This window comes from Zoogloea dura, assembly GCF_012927165.1.
Taxonomy (GTDB): domain Bacteria; phylum Pseudomonadota; class Gammaproteobacteria; order Burkholderiales; family Rhodocyclaceae; genus Zoogloea; species Zoogloea dura.
Genome location: NZ_JABBGA010000004.1, coordinates 145,367 through 160,965 on the forward strand (window position 1 = coordinate 145,367; position 15,599 = coordinate 160,965).

Genomic DNA, 15,599 nt, shown 5'->3' on the forward strand with positions numbered 1-15,599 from the left:
GGCTTCCGCTCGTTTCAGCCGGGGCACTGCATTCGGCTCATGAGCCCTGCCCCTGGTTCGCCGGCGATTACGCCCCATCCAACGATCAGCCTCGTCGAATAGCGCAATGGACAACAGTTACGCTCTCCACCACCTCATCATCCATTCAGCTGAAAGGCGCCCCGACGCCATTGCCCTCGGTGACGGCAAGGCCGAACTCAGCTACGCCGTGCTCGCCGAACGCTGCCAGGCCTTTGCCAACGGCCTGCTGGCCCTGGGCGTGGAACGCGGCGACCGCATCGGGATCTATCTCGACAAGCGCTTCGAGACTGTCATCGGATCATTCGGAAGCGCCGCCGCCGGTGCGGCCTTCGTACCGATCAACCCGATTCTCAAGGCCCAGCAGGTCGCCTACATCCTGCAGGACTGCAATGTGCGTGTGCTGGTCACATCGCCGGAGCGCCTGCCCCAGATGAGCGAGGCACTGGCCCATTGCCCGGACCTCCGGCATGTGGTGCTGACCGGCAACCCCGCCGAGCTGCCTGCCATGGAAGGCCTTGGCGTACACCGCTGGGACGATTTCATGTCGGCGCCACCCAGGCAGGCTCATCGCATCACCGAGTCGGACATGCTGGCCATCCTCTACACCTCCGGCAGTACCGGCCGGCCCAAAGGCGTGGTGCTGTCACATCGCAACATGGTGACCGGCGCCAAGAGCGTCGCCAGCTATCTCGGCAACAATCCCGACGATACCTTGCTGGCGGCCCTGCCCCTGTCCTTCGATGCAGGCTTCTCCCAGCTGACCACTGCGTTCTTCAGCGGTGCCCGGGTCGTCCTGCTGAATTACCTTTTCCCTCAGGATGTCCTCAAGGCCGTCGTCCGCGAGCGGGTCACCGGCCTGACCGCGGTGCCCCCCCTCTACATCCAGCTGGCCCAGCTGAAATGGCCCGAAACAGTGACGGAGCATCTCCGCTACTTCGCCAACACAGGTGGCCGCATGCCCCTGGACACCCTCACCACCCTGCGTGCCCACCTGCCCCGCACCCAGCCTTTCCTGATGTACGGCCTGACCGAGGCTTTCCGCGCCACCTACCTGCCTCCCGGAGAAGTCGACCGGCGCCCCGACTCCATCGGCAAGGCCATTCCCAACGCCGAGGTGCTGGTGCTGCGGGAGGACGGCAGCGAATGCAGCCCTAACGAGCCTGGTGAACTCGTGCAGCGGGGGGCTCATGTCGCGATGGGCTACTGGAACGACCCGCTCAAGACCGAGGAGCGCTTCAAGCCCCTGCCCAACGGTGCCCCTGCCCGCCACAGCGGCCTGGTGCTGCCGGAGATTGCGGTTTTCTCCGGAGACACGGTTCGACGTGACGAGGACGGCTACCTGTACTTCATCGGGCGCCGGGACGAGATGATGAAGACCTCCGGATACCGGGTCAGCCCCACCGAGGTCGAGGAAGTCCTCTACGGCACACAACTGGTGGGAGAGTGCGCAGCCTTCGGGGTCCCCCATCCAACGCTGGGACAAGCCATCTGCGTGATTGCCAGCGGACGTGACGGCGCTCCCCTGGACACCCAGGCCCTGCTTGTCGAGTGCAAGCAGCGCATGCCGGCCTACATGGTTCCGGCGGTCATCGAGGCAAGAGACGGCCCCCTTCCCCGCAATCCCAATGGCAAGATCGACCGCAAGGCGCTTTCCACTGAATTCGAAAATCGCAGCAAGGTACAAGCATGACTGAAAGCAGCCGGGAAAAGCCGGTCCACGCCCCGATGGACCAATTCACGAGCGAGGCAGGCGAACTGCTGGTGGGCGGCATCCCCCTCGGACGTCTGCTTGCCCGGGTTGGCCAGACGCCTTTCTATGCCTACGACCGTGAGCTCCTGACCCGCCGCAGCAAGGAACTCCGCGACGCCCTCCCCAAGGGCATCAAGATTCACTACGCCATGAAGGCCAATCCCATGCCTGCCGTGGTCGGTCACATGGCACGCCTGGTGGACGGCATCGACGTCGCCTCCGCCCAGGAACTCCAGGTCGCCCTGGACTGCGGTGCCGATCCACGCGAGATCAGCTTTGCAGGCCCCGGCAAGCGTCACGAAGAGCTTCGACAAGCGGTTGCGGCGGGCATCTTGATCAATATCGAGTCCTTCCGCGAAGTGAATGAACTGGGCGCCATCCGCCAGGCCAGTGGATGGCCGGTTCGCGTCGCAGTCCGGGTCAATCCCGACTTCGAGCTGAAGAGTTCGGGTATGAAGATGGGCGGTGGCCCCAAGCAGTTTGGAGTGGATGCGGAGCAGGTCCCCGAACTGCTTGCCGCCATCGGCCAGGCCGGGCTGGCCTTCGAGGGTTTCCACCTGTTCGCCGGCTCGCAGAACCTGCGCCCGGAAGCCATCGTGGAAGCCCAGCGCAAGAGCTTTGAACTGGCCCTGCGCCTCGCCGAGCATGCCCCCTCCCCGGTTCGCTTCCTCAATCTCGGCGGTGGCTTTGGCATTCCCTATTTTCCGGGCGAACAACGCATTGATCTGTCGGCCATCGCGGACAATCTGGCAGCCATCCAGCGGGAGGCCGCCGAGAAGATGCCGGACGCCGAGATCGTCATCGAACTTGGGCGCTACCTGGTCGGCGAAGCAGGCATCTACGTGTCCCGGATCATCGACCGCAAGGTCTCCCGCGGGCACACCTACCTGGTGACGGATGGCGGTCTTCACCACCACCTGTCGGCTTCCGGCAACTTTGGCCAGGTCATCCGCAAGAACTATCCGGTCAGCATCGGCAACAGGATGAACGACGCAAACGCAGGCCCTGTCTCCGTCGTCGGCCCCTTGTGCACGCCCCTGGATATTCTGGCCGACCGAATGAACCTGCCTGACGCACAGCCGGGCGATCTGGTGGTGGTTTACCAGTCGGGTGCCTACGGTGCGACAGCCAGCCCCCGGGGCTTTCTCAGCCACCCGGACCTGGTCGAAGTGCTGGTCTGACAATCAGCCGGTCATAATGCAAACGGCCCGACTTCTTCGTGAAGTCGGGCCGTTTCAACATTCGCGTCAATGGCCGGAAGCGGATTCGAGACCGATAAGACTGTCAGAGGAAACAATCGTCGGGGAGAAGCTCAACCTGCAGATCATTGTCCTTGGCAAAATTCTTCAGGAAATTGTAGGCAAGCGGCTCTATATCGTGAATGCGCGCATCCACAAGCACAGTCTTGTCCCCGCGCAGATTGCAGGCTGGGCGGACATAGGGAGAATAGGTCATGCGGTGGTCAGCACCGAAGGCTGACATGATCCCGCACAAACGATCGGCCCAGTCGCTCGGACGGAAAGTCCTCCCGTCACTGGTGCGCCCCACAATCACGAAGTTATCGACCTTAGGAATCATGCCAAATCAACAAGATTAATCACTACGACAAAAGGCAACATCCGACTCAAGCCGACCCGACTTCGGGCCTCGTCAAGCCCGTATCAACCCCTCAAACAGCAACCGACTCCTTCCACAGGTAGCGCCTGACAAAACCCGGGAATCCCGCCACGGCGAAAAGGCAGGCCGCGACCACATAGAACTCCCAGCCCTGTCCATAGGCTGCACCGTAGGATCCCATCTCCAGGCCACGGAACACCAGCAGTGCCGAGGTAAAGAGGATCAGGACCTCAAGGGCAACCACCGCCCCGGACTTCCCGTTTCGCCGGGGGATAAGCCCCAGGAAACGTCGTTCAGTGAAAAACGGCAGATTGGCCAGAACGCACAGAAGCGCAATAACTCCCAGGGTTCCGGCCATCATCGTCTCTCAGCCGGCTCTTACAGCGAACCGAGCAGGGAATACGCACACAGTGACATCAGGGTCTGCGGCATCAATCCGAGCGCAGCAATCGCCACACCGTTCATCGACAGCAGAACACGCATGTCAGCAGAGGCGGTCAGCGGCGTCGAATCAACCGGCTCGTCAAAGAACATCACCTTGACGACACGCAGATAGTAGAAGGCGCCGATCAGCGACATCACCACCGCCAGGACTGCGATCCAGATGTAGCCGGCAGCAACCACCGCCTGCAGCACCGAGAACTTGGCAAAGAAGCCGATGAAGAACGGGATGCCTGCCATCGAGAACATCACCATCGCCATCACACCAGCAAACCACGAGCTGCGCTTGTTGAGGCCCTTGAAATCGTCGAGGGTCTCGGCTTCGAAGCCGGCACGCGACAACAGCAGGACCACGCCGAAGGACGCCATGCTCATCAGCACGTACGACACCACGTAGAACATCGAGGAGCTGTAGGCGTTGAGGGCAAAGTGACGATCCCCGCCCACCACGCCGGACATCAGGCCCAGCAACATGAAGCCCATGTGCGAGATACCGGAATAACCCAGCATGCGCTTGATGTTGCTTTGCGCGATGGCGGCGAGGTTGCCCAGGATGATGGAGAGCACCGCCAGGAACATCAGCATCGACTGCCACTGATCCGCCAGTTCGAACAGCCCGTTGACCAGCAGGCGCATGGCCATCGCAAACGCAGCCAGCTTGGGCGCCGATGCAATGAACAGGGTGATGGCCGCCGGGGCGCCGTGATAGACGTCCGGAATCCACATGTGGAAGGGCACGACACCGAGCTTGAAAGCCAGACCCGCGACAACGAACACCAGACCGAACATCAGGATGGTGCGATTACCGGCCTGGTGATAGATGGCCTGCGCCACGCCCGAGATCTCAAGGGTGCCGGTGGCACCGTAGATCATGGAAATGCCATAGAGCAGCAGACCGGAGGCCAGCGCGCCGAGAACGAAGTACTTCATTGCCGCTTCGGTCGCCCGGGCGCTGTCGCGCTGCAGCGCAACCATCGCATACAGGGACAGGGACAGCAGTTCCAGGCCGAGGTAGATGGTCAGGAAGTGGTTCGCCGAGATCATCACCATCATGCCGAGCGTGGCGTAGATGGCGAGCATGTAGTACTCGGTGGACTCGATCTTCCTGTCCTGCATGTAGCCGCGGGAATACACCAGCACGATGGCCACGGAGAAGTACAGCATCAGCTTCAGGAAGTCGCCCATCAGGTCGTCCACGTACATGTTGCTGAACGTGAAATTGACCTGCCCATCCATGGTCATGATGGTGACGGCCGCAGCCCCCACCAGCGTGAACTGGGTCAGGAAATAGACGATGTTCCGGGAGTCCCTGACGAAGGTGCCGATCAGGAGAATCGCGAAGGACATGGCGACGACGAATAGTTCAGCCGCCGCTGGATAAAAATCAGGGATAACAAAGTTCATCTTCAGCCCACAATCCGAAGGGTTTTTCTCATTGACTCGGTGTCAGAGCTTGCTGGCAGCAACATGCTTGAGCAGGTCATTGACAGACGCATGCATGACTTCCGTGACCGGGAAGGGGTAGATACCCATCACCAGGACGCAGACGGCAAGGATCGCGAGGAACACAAACTCCCGGTTATTGATGTCTGTCAGCTCGGAAACATGGTGATTCGTGATGGCACCGAACACGACGCGCTTGTACATCCAGAGGGTGTAGGCGGCGCCGACGATCAGCGTCGTCGCAGCAGCAAAACCCACCCAGAAATTGAACTGGACAGCCCCCAGGGCAACCATGAACTCTCCGACGAAGCCGGAGGTGGCGGGCAGACCGGAGTTCGCCATGCAGAACAGCATGAAGAGCGCCGCGAACTTCGGCATCACATTGACCACACCACCGTAGTCGGCGATCTGGCGCGAGTGCATGCGGTCGTACAGCACGCCGATACACGCAAACATGGCACCCGACACGAAGCCGTGGGAGATCATCTGAACCAGCGCACCTTCCATACCCAGCGGGTTGAAGATGAAGAAGCCCAGGGTGACGAAGCCCATATGGGAGATCGATGAATAGGCCACCAGCTTCTTCATGTCAGTCTGGACCAGGGCCACGAAACCGATGTAGATGACGGCTATCAGGGACAGCGTGATGATCAGCGGCGCGAAGGCCTGGCTTGCATCCGGAGCGATCGGCAGGGAGAACCGCAGAAAGCCGTAAGCACCCAGCTTCAGACCGATGGCAGCCAGCACGATGGAACCACCAGTCGGCGCTTCCACGTGAGCATCAGGCAGCCAGGTGTGCACCGGAAACATCGGAATCTTGACCGCAAACGAAGCAAGGAAGGCCCAGAAGATCAAGGACTGAACATCCATGCCCAGCTTCAGTTGGTGCCAATCGAGGATGTTGAAGCTGCCACCCGACTCCATGAACAGATAGAGCAGCGCGATCAGCATCAGCAGGGAGCCGGCCAGGGTGTAGAGGAAGAACTTGATCGCCGCATAGACCCGGTTCGGCCCGCCCCACACACCGATGATGATGAACAGCGGGATCAGCGAAGCCTCGAAGAAGACGTAGAACAACACGCCATCAAGGGCAGAGAAGATGCCGTTGATCAGGCCCGACATGATCAGGAAGCCTGCCATGTACTGCCCCACCTTGACCTGGATGACTTCCCAGCCCGCAATCACCACGATGAGGGTGATGAAGCTGTTGAGGAGCACGAAGAGCACCGAAATGCCATCCACACCCAGCGAGTAGTAGATGTTGAAGCGCGGAATCCAGGCGTAGGACTCGACGAACTGCATCGCACTCGTGGTGACATCGAAGCCGGTGTAGAGCGGAATGCTGACAGCAAGACCCGCGAGCGCGAAGAACAGCGCCACGAATCTGGCGGCCGACGCATTGCGGTCCGAACCCGTGGCGAGTGCCAGCAGGCCACCAACGATCGGAACCCAAATCGCAAGGCTGAGGAATGGAATACCCGTCATCTCTACTTTCCGTTCTATGCACCGCGAGCGGCGCTCAAGTCCTAAATCTCTATAACCCTTGATCGATGGGTCGGGCTTATCCGCGGTTGAACCAGAAGGTCAGCAGGATGAAGACACCGATGATCATCGAAAACGCATACTGGTAGATATGCCCGCTCTGGAACAGCTTGGAGAGCTGGGCAACAAACCCGACGAACTTGGCGGAGCCGTTGACCACCATGCCGTCGATCAGCGCCTGGTCACCGAACTTCCACAACCCGCGGCCCAGCAGGCGGGCGCCACCGGCGAAAACCAGCTCGTTGAAACGGTCGAAGTAGTACTTGTTCTCCAGCAGGGTGTGGAGGGGCTTGAAGGTCCGCATGATGGCGGCCGGAATCGCCGGGGCAACCATGTAGAAGACGTAGGCCAGCACGACACCCGCCATCGCCAGGGCAAAGGGCAGCGAGGTCAGGCCGTGGATCGCCATGGCGGCAGCGCCGTGGAACTCCTCGCCCAGCTCATGCATCACCCCGTGGGCTTCGCTCATGTGGATGACCTTGTCGAAGAAGCCTCCGAACAGCATGGGCTCGACGGTGAGGTAACCGACGATCACGGACGGAATGGCAAGCAGCGCAAGCGGCACGGTCACGACCCACGGAGACTCATGCGGCTTCTGACCCGGAGCGAGACCATGGTGATGCTCGTCCGCGTGGTCATCATGATGGTCGTCATGACCATCAGCATGAGCATCGGCATGGCCATCATCGTGAGCGTGATGGTCGTCATGAGCCTTGCCGAAGCGCTCCTCGCCGTGGAAGACCAGGAAGTACATCCGGAAGGAATAGAAGGCAGTGACGAAGACACCTGCGATCACGCAGAAGTACGCGTAGCCGGAACCCGGGAGGTGCGACAGCTTCACCGCTTCGATGATCATGTCCTTGGAATAGAAGCCGGACAGGAAGGGGAAACCGATCAGGGCCAGGGAACCCAGCAGCGAGGTGATCCAGGTGACCGGCATGTATTTCCACAGACCGCCCATGTTGCGCATGTCCTGATCGTGGTGCATGCCAATGATCACTGAACCCGCTCCGAGGAACAGCAGCGCCTTGAAGAACGCGTGGGTCATCAGGTGGAACACGGCCGCGGAATATGCAGACACACCCAGGGCCACAGTCATGTAACCAAGCTGCGACAAGGTCGAGTAAGCCACAACCCGCTTGATGTCGTTCTGGACGATGCCGAGGAAACCCATGAACAGCGCGGTCGTGGCGCCGATCACCAGCACGAAGGACAGTGCGGTCTCGGACAACTCGAACAGCGGCGACATGCGGGCAACCATGAAGATGCCTGCGGTCACCATCGTCGCGGCGTGGATCAGCGCGGAGATCGGGGTCGGGCCTTCCATGGAGTCGGGCAGCCAGACGTGCAGCGGAACCTGAGCGGATTTACCCATGGCGCCGATGAACAGGCCGATACAGATGGCGGTCATGAGCGGCCAGCCGGTAGCCGGCACGGTCATGGCGACGAGCGAGTCGGCCTTGGCGAACACTTCGGCGTAATTGAGGGTGCCGGCATAAGCTGCCACCAGACCGATCCCGAGCAGGAAACCGAAGTCGCCCACGCGGTTCACCAGGAAGGCCTTCATGTTCGCAAAGATGGCCGTCGGACGGGTATACCAGAAACCGATCAGCAGATAGGAGACAAGGCCTACCGCTTCCCAGCCGAAGAACAGCTGCAGGAAGTTGTTCGACATCACCAGCATCAGCATGGAGAAGGTGAACAGTGAGATGTAGCTGAAGAAACGCTGGTAACCAGGATCCTCGGACATGTAGCCGATGGTGTAGATGTGCACCATCAGGGACACGAAGGTCACGACCAGCATCATCATGACCGTCAGGGTGTCGATCAGGAAGCCGACCTCGAAGGTCAGCCCACCGCTGGTCGCCCAAGTGTAGAGAGTGCCATTGAAGGCGTTACCTGCCTGCACGTCCTGGAAGACGAACAGGGAGGAGACGAAAGAAACGGCAACACCCAGAATGGTGACCGTATGGGCACCTGCACGTCCGACCACCTTACCGAACAGACCGGCAACGATAGCGCCGAACAAGGGTGCCAGGGGTACCAACAGATAGAGCTTCTGCATCCCAGTCATCGAACGCTTCCTTATCCCTTGAGGCTATCCAGGTCATCAACGTGAATCGTCCGCAGATTGCGGAACAACGCAACGAGAATGGCCAGACCGATTGCGGCTTCGGCCGCAGCGACGGTCAAAATGAAGAAAACAAAGATCTGACCCGCAGCGTCCCCGAGATAATGGGAGAAGGCGATGAAGTTCATATTGACAGCGAGCAGGATCAGCTCGATGGCCATCAGCAGAACGATCAAATTCTTGCGATTAAGGAAGATCCCGACAATACCGATCGAAAACAGTATCGCCCCGAGAATCAGATAATGAGACAAAGAAAGCATTAATACCCCCCCTGACGATCGTCAGCAGAATTTTCAGTCTTTTTCTGCACGCATCGAAACGATGCGTACGCGATCGTCACGCTTGACTGCCACCTGGGCAGCAGGATCGACCACCTTCACGTTGGTGCGCTTGCGCAGCGTCAGAGCAACCGCCGCGATCATCGCAACCAGCAGGACGATAGATGCGAGTTCGAACGGATACACATACTCGGTATAGAGAAGACGCCCCAGCTCCTTGGTGTTGCTGTAGCCCTCACCCGGATCCGCCGGTGCCGGCATGCCCTCAAGACCGAAGTACTTGCCGCCGAGCACGATCGCCATCTCGATCACCATCAGCAGGCCGATCACTGCCCCCACAGGCAGGTAGCTCCAGAACCCCTCACGGATACGATCAAGGTTGATGTCCAGCATCATCACGACGAACAGGAACAACACCATGACCGCGCCCACGTAAACCATCACCAGGGCAATGGCCAGGAACTCAGCACGCAGCAGCATCCAGATGCCACCGGCAGTAAAGAACGTGAGGACGAGGAACAGGGCGGCGTGCACCGGGTTGCGCGCGGTGATCACGCGCAGCGCCGATAGCACCAGGACCGTCGAAAAGAAGTAGAAGACTGCTGTCTGGAAATCCATATACGTGACCCGCAAAGAAGATTTGGCTCGTGTGCTGTCGCCTTAGCGATACTTGGAATCGGCTTCCCGATCCTTGGCGATCTGCGACTCGTAGCGGTCTCCGACTGCCAGCAGCATCTGCTTGGTGTAGTAGAGATCGCCGCGCTTCTCTCCGTGATATTCGAACACCCGGGTTTCGACAATCGCATCCACCGGGCAGGCTTCCTCACAGAAACCACAGAAAATGCACTTGGTCAGATCGATGTCGTAACGGCTCGTCCGACGGGAACCGTCATCGCGCTGCTCGGACTCGATGGTGATCGCCAGTGCAGGGCAAATTGCTTCGCAAAGCTTGCACGCAATGCACCGCTCCTCGCCGTTGGGATACCGGCGCAGGGCATGGAGCCCCCGGAAGCGGGAACTCTGCGGGGTCTTCTCCTCGGGGAACTGGACCGTGATCTTCCGTGCGAAGAAGTGACGCCCGGTCAGCGCCATGCCCTTCAACAGTTCCTTGAGGAAAAGACTGCCAACGTAATCTTTCATAGAACCCATCTTCTTCTCCTCACTTCCAGATCGACAACGGCGACATCACCCAGATCGCCACCACCACGACCCAGAACAAGGTCAGGGGAATGAACACCTTCCAGCCCAGACGCATGATGTGGTCGTAGCGGAACCGGGGGAAGGTTGCCCGGAACCAGAGGAACAGGAACAGGATGAACGAGGTCTTGACTACCAGCCACAGGAAGCTGTCAGGCAGGAATCCCACCGGCGACAGCCAGCCACCCAGGAACAAAATGGACGTGAGTGCCGAGATCAGGATCATGTTGGCGTACTCACCCAGGAAGAACAGCGCAAACGCCATCCCGGAGTACTCCACCATGTGACCGGCCACGATTTCCGATTCGCCTTCCACCACGTCGAAAGGCGCGCGGTTGGTTTCAGCGATGCCGGAGATCAGATAAACGATGAACATCGGGAACAACGGCAGCCAGTTCCAGCTCAGGAAACCGAAACCCCATTCCGCCCACTGGCCCCTGCCCTGCCCTGCAACGATCTCGGTCAGATTCAGGCTGGAGGAGATCATCAACACGCAGACCAGCGCAAAACCCATCGCAATCTCGTAGGACACCATCTGGGCCGCAGCACGCATGCCGCCGAGGAAGGCGTATTTGGAGTTCGATGCCCAGGCCGCGATGATCACGCCATAGACTTCGATCGAGGTGACCGCCAGCAGGAACAGCAGACCAGCATCAACGTTGCCGACGACCCAGCCATCCGAGAACGGCACCACCGCCCAGGCAGCCAGGGCGGGCGCCAGCGCCAGCACCGGACCGATGATGAAGAGGCCCTTGTTGGCGCCGGATGGAACGATGATCTCCTTCAGCAGCAGCTTCACGCCGTCGGCGATCGGCTGCAACAAGCCACGCGGGCCCACGCGGTTGGGGCCGATGCGGACCTGCATGTAGCCGATGACCTTGCGCTCGGCCAGAGTCAGGTAGGCAACGCACAGGAACAGCGGCGCAATGATGCCGATGATCTTCAGCAGGGACCAGACGAGGGGCCAGACCGGCCCGAACAATGCCGCTACCGGCTCGATGATGGCTTCCATTACACCCGCTCCACGCTGACTTCACCATTGAGCGCCCCGAGAGGCGCCGTAAGGACGTGGGCAGCCGCCAGCCTGACGCAACCGCCGGCAACGCCTTCGTCCTCGATCAGGGTGACCACGACCGATCCCTCGGAAGAAACAAGCTTCACGCGGGCGCCCGAGTCGATACCGATCTGTGCCAGCGTAGCCTTCGACACGCGGGCCTTCGGCTCTGCCGCGTCGGTGGTTTGCTGCAGTGCTGCGGAACGACGGGCAATGGGGTCGGCAAAGTAGATGGGCACATCTGCCACGCGCTCCAGCCTGACCGATGCCGGAGCGATCTTCAGCTCGACACCATGAACTGCATTGCCCAGCTTGGCCGGTTCGACGAAACCATCCGCCCCGAGAACACGCTTGCGCACATCCTCGATGCTATCGACGGAGCAGCTTTCAAGACCCAGCATGTCGCCGATGACCTTGAGGACCTTCCAGCCCGGCCGCGCTTCGCCACGTGGCTTGACGACGGGGTAGAAGGACTGGGCCCGGCCTTCGCAGTTGACGTAGGTGCCGGCAGTCTCGGTGAATGGGGCGACCGGCAGAATCACGTCGGCGTACTCGAGCGCGGCAGCAGACTTGAATGCCGAGAACACCGCCACCATCTCCGCCTTGCCAAGAGTGCGCAGCGCACTGCTGCCGGCTGCCGTATCGAGCTCAGGCTCGAGGTTCAGAAGCAGGTAGGCCTTGAGCGGGCTGGCCAGCATCTGAGCAGCGTTGAGGCCCTTGCCAGCCACAGGCACGGCGTTGGCGATGTAGCCACCGACGCTGTTGGCGGCCTCGCCGACGACGCCGAAGGTTGCCTTGGCGACGCGGGCGATCTCCTGTGCCAGGGCATGCAGCGTTGCCGCATCCTGATGTTGCACGGCCAGGTTGCCCAGCCAGACGGCACTGCGCCGACCGGAGGCAATACTCTCGGCAATGGCGCGAGCGGCTGGCTCGGAGGATGCACCGGCGAGCGCGGCTGCATATTCGCCGTCGTAAGCCTCGCCGGAAATCTCGACCAAGCCCTTCAGCACGGCCAGCAGGCTCGATGCCATGGCGCTCGGCCGAACGTTCAAGGCATTGACAACCGGCAGTTGCCAGTCGTCGAAGGCCGGATTCAGCGCGCTCACCTTCAAGCCACGCTTGGCAGCCTGACGGATGCGCTGGGCGATGAGCGGATGATCCTTGCGGAAGAAGCTGCCGATCACGAACAGGCGATCAAGACTGCCGATCTTGCTGACCGGCATGCCGAGCCACGGAGCACCCTCGCGCTTGCCATCTGCAGAGAAATCGGACTGGCGCAGGCGGAAATCAACGTTCCCGGAACCCAGGCCGCGAACCACCGCCTGGGTCAGGTACAGCTCCTCAAGCGTGCTGTGCGGTGACGCGAGCGCACCGATAGACGCCGCACCGTGCTCGGCGGTGACAGACTTCAGGCCGTTTGCAACGTACTCGAGTGCGGTGGCCCAATCGGCCTCGGTCCACTGACCACCCTGCTTTATCATCGGCCTGGTCAGACGCTCCTCCGAAGCCAGCGCTTCATAAGAGAAACGATCCTTGTCGGACAGCCAGCACTCGTTGAGTTCCTCGTTTTCGAGGGGCAGCACACGCTTGACCTGATCATTCTTGATCTGGACAACGAGATTGCTGCCAAGGGAGTCATGGGGGCTCACCGACTTGCGCCGGGACATTTCCCAGGCACGGGCACCAAAGCGGAAAGGCTTGGAAGTGAGGGCACCAACCGGGCACAGGTCGATGATGTTGCCCGACAGCTCGGTCTCGATGGTTTTCTCAACGAAGGGCATGATCTCCGCATGCTCACCGCGGAAGGCCTGGCCAAGCTCCATCAGGCCGGCGATCTCGGTGGTGAAGCGCACGCAGCGGGTGCAATTGATGCACCGGGTCATGTCGGTCGAGACGAGGGGGCCGAGGTCCTTGTTGGAGACCACGCGCTTCTCTTCCTCGTAGCGGGACTGCACGCCGCCGTAACCCACGGACAGATCCTGCAGCTGGCATTCACCACCCTGGTCACAGATCGGGCAGTCCAGAGGGTGGTTGATCAGGAGAAACTCCATCACACCCTTCTGCGCCTTCACGGCTTGTTCGGAGTGGGTCCACACCTTCATGCCGTTGGTGACCGGGGTCGCACAAGCCGGCAAGGGCTTCGGGGCCTTCTCGACCTGGACGAGACACATCCGGCAGTTGGCCGCAATGGACAGCTTCTTGTGATAGCAGAAATGCGGCACATAGGCGCCGACCTGGGTGGCCGCTTCCATGACGGTGCTACCGTCAGGAACCTGCAACTGCTTTCCGTCAATTTCGATTTCTAGCATGTCGAGCCTACGCTACGTAAATCTTGCTGCCTTCGTGCTGAACATCCTTCGGCACGAGGCACTTCTTGTGTTCAATGTGGAACGCGAACTCGTCGCCGAAGTGCTTAACGAAGCTCTGCACCGGCATGGAGGCCGCGTCGCCCAGGGCACAGATGGTGCGGCCCATGATGTTGGCGGTCACGCTGTTGAGCAGGTCGAGGTCATCCGGACGGCCGAGGCCGTTCTCGATGCGATGCACGACCCGGTACAGCCAGCCGGTGCCTTCTCGGCACGGCGTGCATTGACCGCAGGACTCTTCAAAGTAGAAGTACGAGAGTCGCTCGAGCGCCTTGACCATGCAGGTCGTCTCGTCCATAACGATGACGGCGCCGGAACCCAGCATCGACCCGCCCTTGGAGATCGAGTCGTAGTCCATGGTGCAGTCCATCATCACCGAAGCAGGCAGGACCGGCGCCGAGGAACCGCCCGGGATCACTGCCTTCAGCTTGCGCCCGCCGCGCACACCACCGGCCATCTCAAGCAGGGTGGAAAACGGCGTGCCCAGCGGAATCTCGTAGTTGCCGGGCTTGTTGACATGGCCCGACACCGAGAAGAGCTTGGTGCCGCCATTATTGGGCTTGCCCAGCGCCAGGAAGGCATCCCCACCCTCACGGATGATGTAGGGAATGGATGCGAAGGTCTCGGTGTTGTTGATGGTCGTCGGCTTGCCGTACAGACCGAAACTGGCCGGGAACGGCGGCTTGAAGCGGGGCTGCCCCTTCTTGCCCTCGATCGACTCCAGCAATGCGGTTTCCTCACCACAGATATACGCACCGTAGCCGTGGTGGGCAAACAGGTCGAAGCTGAAATCCGACCCCAGGATGTTGTTGCCGAGCAGGCCGGCTTCACGCGCCTCCTGCAACGCCTCTTCGAAACGCTCATAGGTTTCGAAGATCTCACCATGGATATAGTTGTAACCCCGCTCGCAACCCATCGCATAGCCGGCAATGACCATGCCCTCGATCACGGAGTGTGGGTTGTAACGGAGGATGTCCCGATCCTTGAAGGTGCCAGGCTCGCCCTCGTCCGAGTTGCAGGCGATGTACTTCGCGCCCGGGAAAGCACGGGGCATGAAGCTCCACTTCAGGCCGGTGGGAAAGCCTGCGCCACCGCGGCCGCGCAGCGCAGACTTCTTGACCTCGCTGATGATCTGATCCGCGGGGATCTTCTCCGCGATGATCTTCCTGAGCGCATCGTAGCCGCCGCGCTTCACATAGTCAGCCAGCCGCCAGGTTCGGTCTCCATCGAGGCCGGAGAGGATAATGCCTTGTGAAGTCATTTTTTCAGATCAGCCAGGAGTTGGTCGATTTTCTCTTCGGTCATCCAGCTGCACATCCGGTGATTATTCACAAGAAGTACAGGTGCGTCGCCGCAGGCGCCCATGCATTCACCCTCCTTCAGGGTGAACTGGCCGTCCGCCGTGGTTTCGTTGAAGTCGATACCCAGCTTCTTCTTGATGTAATCGGCGGCATGCACACCACCCGACAGCGCGCAGGGAAGGTTGGTGCAGACGGAGATCTTCTTCGCACCGACGGGCGCGAGGTCGTACATGTTGTAGAAACTCGCCACCTCATAGACGGCGATCGCCGGCATACCCAAGTACTCGGCCACGAACTCGATGGTTTCGCTCGCGAGCCAGCCCTTCTCCTCCTGCGCGATGCGCAAGGCGCCCATGGACGCCGACTGCTTTTGGTCGGGAGGGTATTTGGCGATCTCGCGATCGATCTTCTTCAGGGATTCCGGACTAAGCATTTTCGTATCTACTGTCTGCAGAATG

The 15,599-nt window shown here is 60.5% G+C and carries 14 protein-coding genes; 2 read left to right on the forward strand and 12 right to left on the reverse strand.

What is annotated here, in order from left to right; all coding sequences use genetic code 11:
* Nucleotides 1-106: 106 nt before the first annotated feature.
* Both HHL15_RS06820 and HHL15_RS06825 read left to right on the forward strand, forming a co-directional pair.
* On the forward strand, nucleotides 107-1,711 hold the full coding sequence (locus HHL15_RS06820; RefSeq protein ID WP_169145085.1) for an acyl-CoA ligase (AMP-forming), exosortase A system-associated: 1,605 nt from the start codon (nucleotides 107-109) through the stop codon (nucleotides 1,709-1,711).
* The gene (locus HHL15_RS06825) at nucleotides 1,708-2,952 is read left to right on the forward strand and encodes a pyridoxal-dependent decarboxylase, exosortase A system-associated (RefSeq protein ID WP_206198640.1); all 1,245 of its coding nucleotides are present in this window, start codon (nucleotides 1,708-1,710) and stop codon (nucleotides 2,950-2,952) included. Before HHL15_RS06820 ends, HHL15_RS06825 begins: the two co-directional genes overlap by 4 nt.
* Before the next feature lie 103 nt (nucleotides 2,953-3,055).
* On the opposite strand, the gene HHL15_RS06830 is transcribed toward HHL15_RS06825, so the two are convergent.
* From HHL15_RS06830 to nuoE, 12 genes are all read right to left on the reverse strand, one after another.
* Nucleotides 3,056-3,349: a DUF3579 domain-containing protein gene (locus tag HHL15_RS06830; protein WP_169145086.1), complete on the reverse strand. Its 294-nt coding sequence runs from the start codon at nucleotides 3,347-3,349 to the stop codon at nucleotides 3,056-3,058.
* A 91-nt stretch (nucleotides 3,350-3,440) separates the two neighbouring features.
* Nucleotides 3,441-3,749 (reverse strand): DUF2818 family protein, encoded by a 309-nt coding sequence (locus tag HHL15_RS06835; protein ID WP_169145087.1) that lies wholly within the window; start codon nucleotides 3,747-3,749, stop codon nucleotides 3,441-3,443.
* 17 nt (nucleotides 3,750-3,766) lie between these two features.
* Nucleotides 3,767-5,233 carry an NADH-quinone oxidoreductase subunit NuoN gene (gene nuoN / locus HHL15_RS06840; RefSeq protein WP_169145088.1) on the reverse strand — a complete coding sequence of 489 codons (1,467 nt, stop codon included), beginning with the start codon at nucleotides 5,231-5,233 and terminating at the stop codon, nucleotides 3,767-3,769.
* 42 nt (nucleotides 5,234-5,275) lie between these two features.
* A complete protein-coding gene (locus HHL15_RS06845) occupies nucleotides 5,276-6,757 on the reverse strand; it encodes an NADH-quinone oxidoreductase subunit M (protein ID WP_169145089.1) in 1,482 nt (493 codons plus the stop codon).
* A gap of 76 nt (nucleotides 6,758-6,833) precedes the next feature.
* Nucleotides 6,834-8,888: an NADH-quinone oxidoreductase subunit L gene (gene nuoL, locus HHL15_RS06850; protein ID WP_169145090.1), complete on the reverse strand. Its 2,055-nt coding sequence runs from the start codon at nucleotides 8,886-8,888 to the stop codon at nucleotides 6,834-6,836.
* An 11-nt stretch (nucleotides 8,889-8,899) separates the two neighbouring features.
* The gene (gene nuoK / locus HHL15_RS06855) at nucleotides 8,900-9,205 is read right to left on the reverse strand and encodes an NADH-quinone oxidoreductase subunit NuoK (protein WP_169145091.1); all 306 of its coding nucleotides are present in this window, start codon (nucleotides 9,203-9,205) and stop codon (nucleotides 8,900-8,902) included.
* Between the two features lie 33 nt (nucleotides 9,206-9,238).
* Nucleotides 9,239-9,841, reverse strand: a complete 603-nt coding sequence (locus HHL15_RS06860) for an NADH-quinone oxidoreductase subunit J (RefSeq protein ID WP_169145092.1) — start codon at nucleotides 9,839-9,841, stop codon at nucleotides 9,239-9,241.
* A gap of 42 nt (nucleotides 9,842-9,883) precedes the next feature.
* On the reverse strand, nucleotides 9,884-10,372 hold the full coding sequence (gene nuoI, locus HHL15_RS06865) for an NADH-quinone oxidoreductase subunit NuoI (protein ID WP_169145093.1): 489 nt from the start codon (nucleotides 10,370-10,372) through the stop codon (nucleotides 9,884-9,886).
* 10 nt (nucleotides 10,373-10,382) lie between these two features.
* Nucleotides 10,383-11,432, reverse strand: a complete 1,050-nt coding sequence (gene nuoH, locus HHL15_RS06870) for an NADH-quinone oxidoreductase subunit NuoH (RefSeq protein WP_169145094.1) — start codon at nucleotides 11,430-11,432, stop codon at nucleotides 10,383-10,385.
* Nucleotides 11,432-13,783, reverse strand: a complete 2,352-nt coding sequence (gene nuoG / locus HHL15_RS06875; RefSeq protein WP_169145095.1) for an NADH-quinone oxidoreductase subunit NuoG — start codon at nucleotides 13,781-13,783, stop codon at nucleotides 11,432-11,434. Before nuoG ends, nuoH begins: the two co-directional genes overlap by 1 nt.
* A gap of 7 nt (nucleotides 13,784-13,790) precedes the next feature.
* On the reverse strand, nucleotides 13,791-15,101 hold the full coding sequence (gene nuoF, locus HHL15_RS06880; RefSeq protein WP_206198642.1) for an NADH-quinone oxidoreductase subunit NuoF: 1,311 nt from the start codon (nucleotides 15,099-15,101) through the stop codon (nucleotides 13,791-13,793).
* Entirely contained in the window at nucleotides 15,098-15,574 is a 477-nt protein-coding gene (gene nuoE / locus HHL15_RS06885; protein ID WP_169145096.1) for an NADH-quinone oxidoreductase subunit NuoE, read from the reverse strand. The genes nuoF and nuoE overlap by 4 nt, the downstream gene beginning before the upstream one ends.
* Nucleotides 15,575-15,599 lie beyond the last annotated feature (25 nt).

Bases quoted from the DNA above. Each gene is read 5' to 3' on its own strand.
- HHL15_RS06820 (WP_169145085.1), top strand. From the start codon at position 107: ATGGACAACAGTTACGCTCTCCACCACCTCATCATCCATTCAGCTGAA.
- HHL15_RS06825 (WP_206198640.1), top strand. From the start codon at position 1,708: ATGACTGAAAGCAGCCGGGAAAAGCCGGTCCACGCCCCGATGGACCAA.
- HHL15_RS06830 (WP_169145086.1), bottom strand. From the start codon at position 3,349: ATGATTCCTAAGGTCGATAACTTCGTGATTGTGGGGCGCACCAGTGAC.
- HHL15_RS06835 (WP_169145087.1), bottom strand. From the start codon at position 3,749: ATGATGGCCGGAACCCTGGGAGTTATTGCGCTTCTGTGCGTTCTGGCC.
- nuoN (WP_169145088.1), bottom strand. From the start codon at position 5,233: ATGAACTTTGTTATCCCTGATTTTTATCCAGCGGCGGCTGAACTATTC.
- HHL15_RS06845 (WP_169145089.1), bottom strand. From the start codon at position 6,757: ATGACGGGTATTCCATTCCTCAGCCTTGCGATTTGGGTTCCGATCGTT.
- nuoL (WP_169145090.1), bottom strand. From the start codon at position 8,888: ATGACTGGGATGCAGAAGCTCTATCTGTTGGTACCCCTGGCACCCTTG.
- nuoK (WP_169145091.1), bottom strand. From the start codon at position 9,205: ATGCTTTCTTTGTCTCATTATCTGATTCTCGGGGCGATACTGTTTTCG.
- HHL15_RS06860 (WP_169145092.1), bottom strand. From the start codon at position 9,841: ATGGATTTCCAGACAGCAGTCTTCTACTTCTTTTCGACGGTCCTGGTG.
- nuoI (WP_169145093.1), bottom strand. From the start codon at position 10,372: ATGGGTTCTATGAAAGATTACGTTGGCAGTCTTTTCCTCAAGGAACTG.
- nuoH (WP_169145094.1), bottom strand. From the start codon at position 11,432: ATGGAAGCCATCATCGAGCCGGTAGCGGCATTGTTCGGGCCGGTCTGG.
- nuoG (WP_169145095.1), bottom strand. From the start codon at position 13,783: ATGCTAGAAATCGAAATTGACGGAAAGCAGTTGCAGGTTCCTGACGGT.
- nuoF (WP_206198642.1), bottom strand. From the start codon at position 15,101: ATGACTTCACAAGGCATTATCCTCTCCGGCCTCGATGGAGACCGAACC.
- nuoE (WP_169145096.1), bottom strand. From the start codon at position 15,574: ATGCTTAGTCCGGAATCCCTGAAGAAGATCGATCGCGAGATCGCCAAA.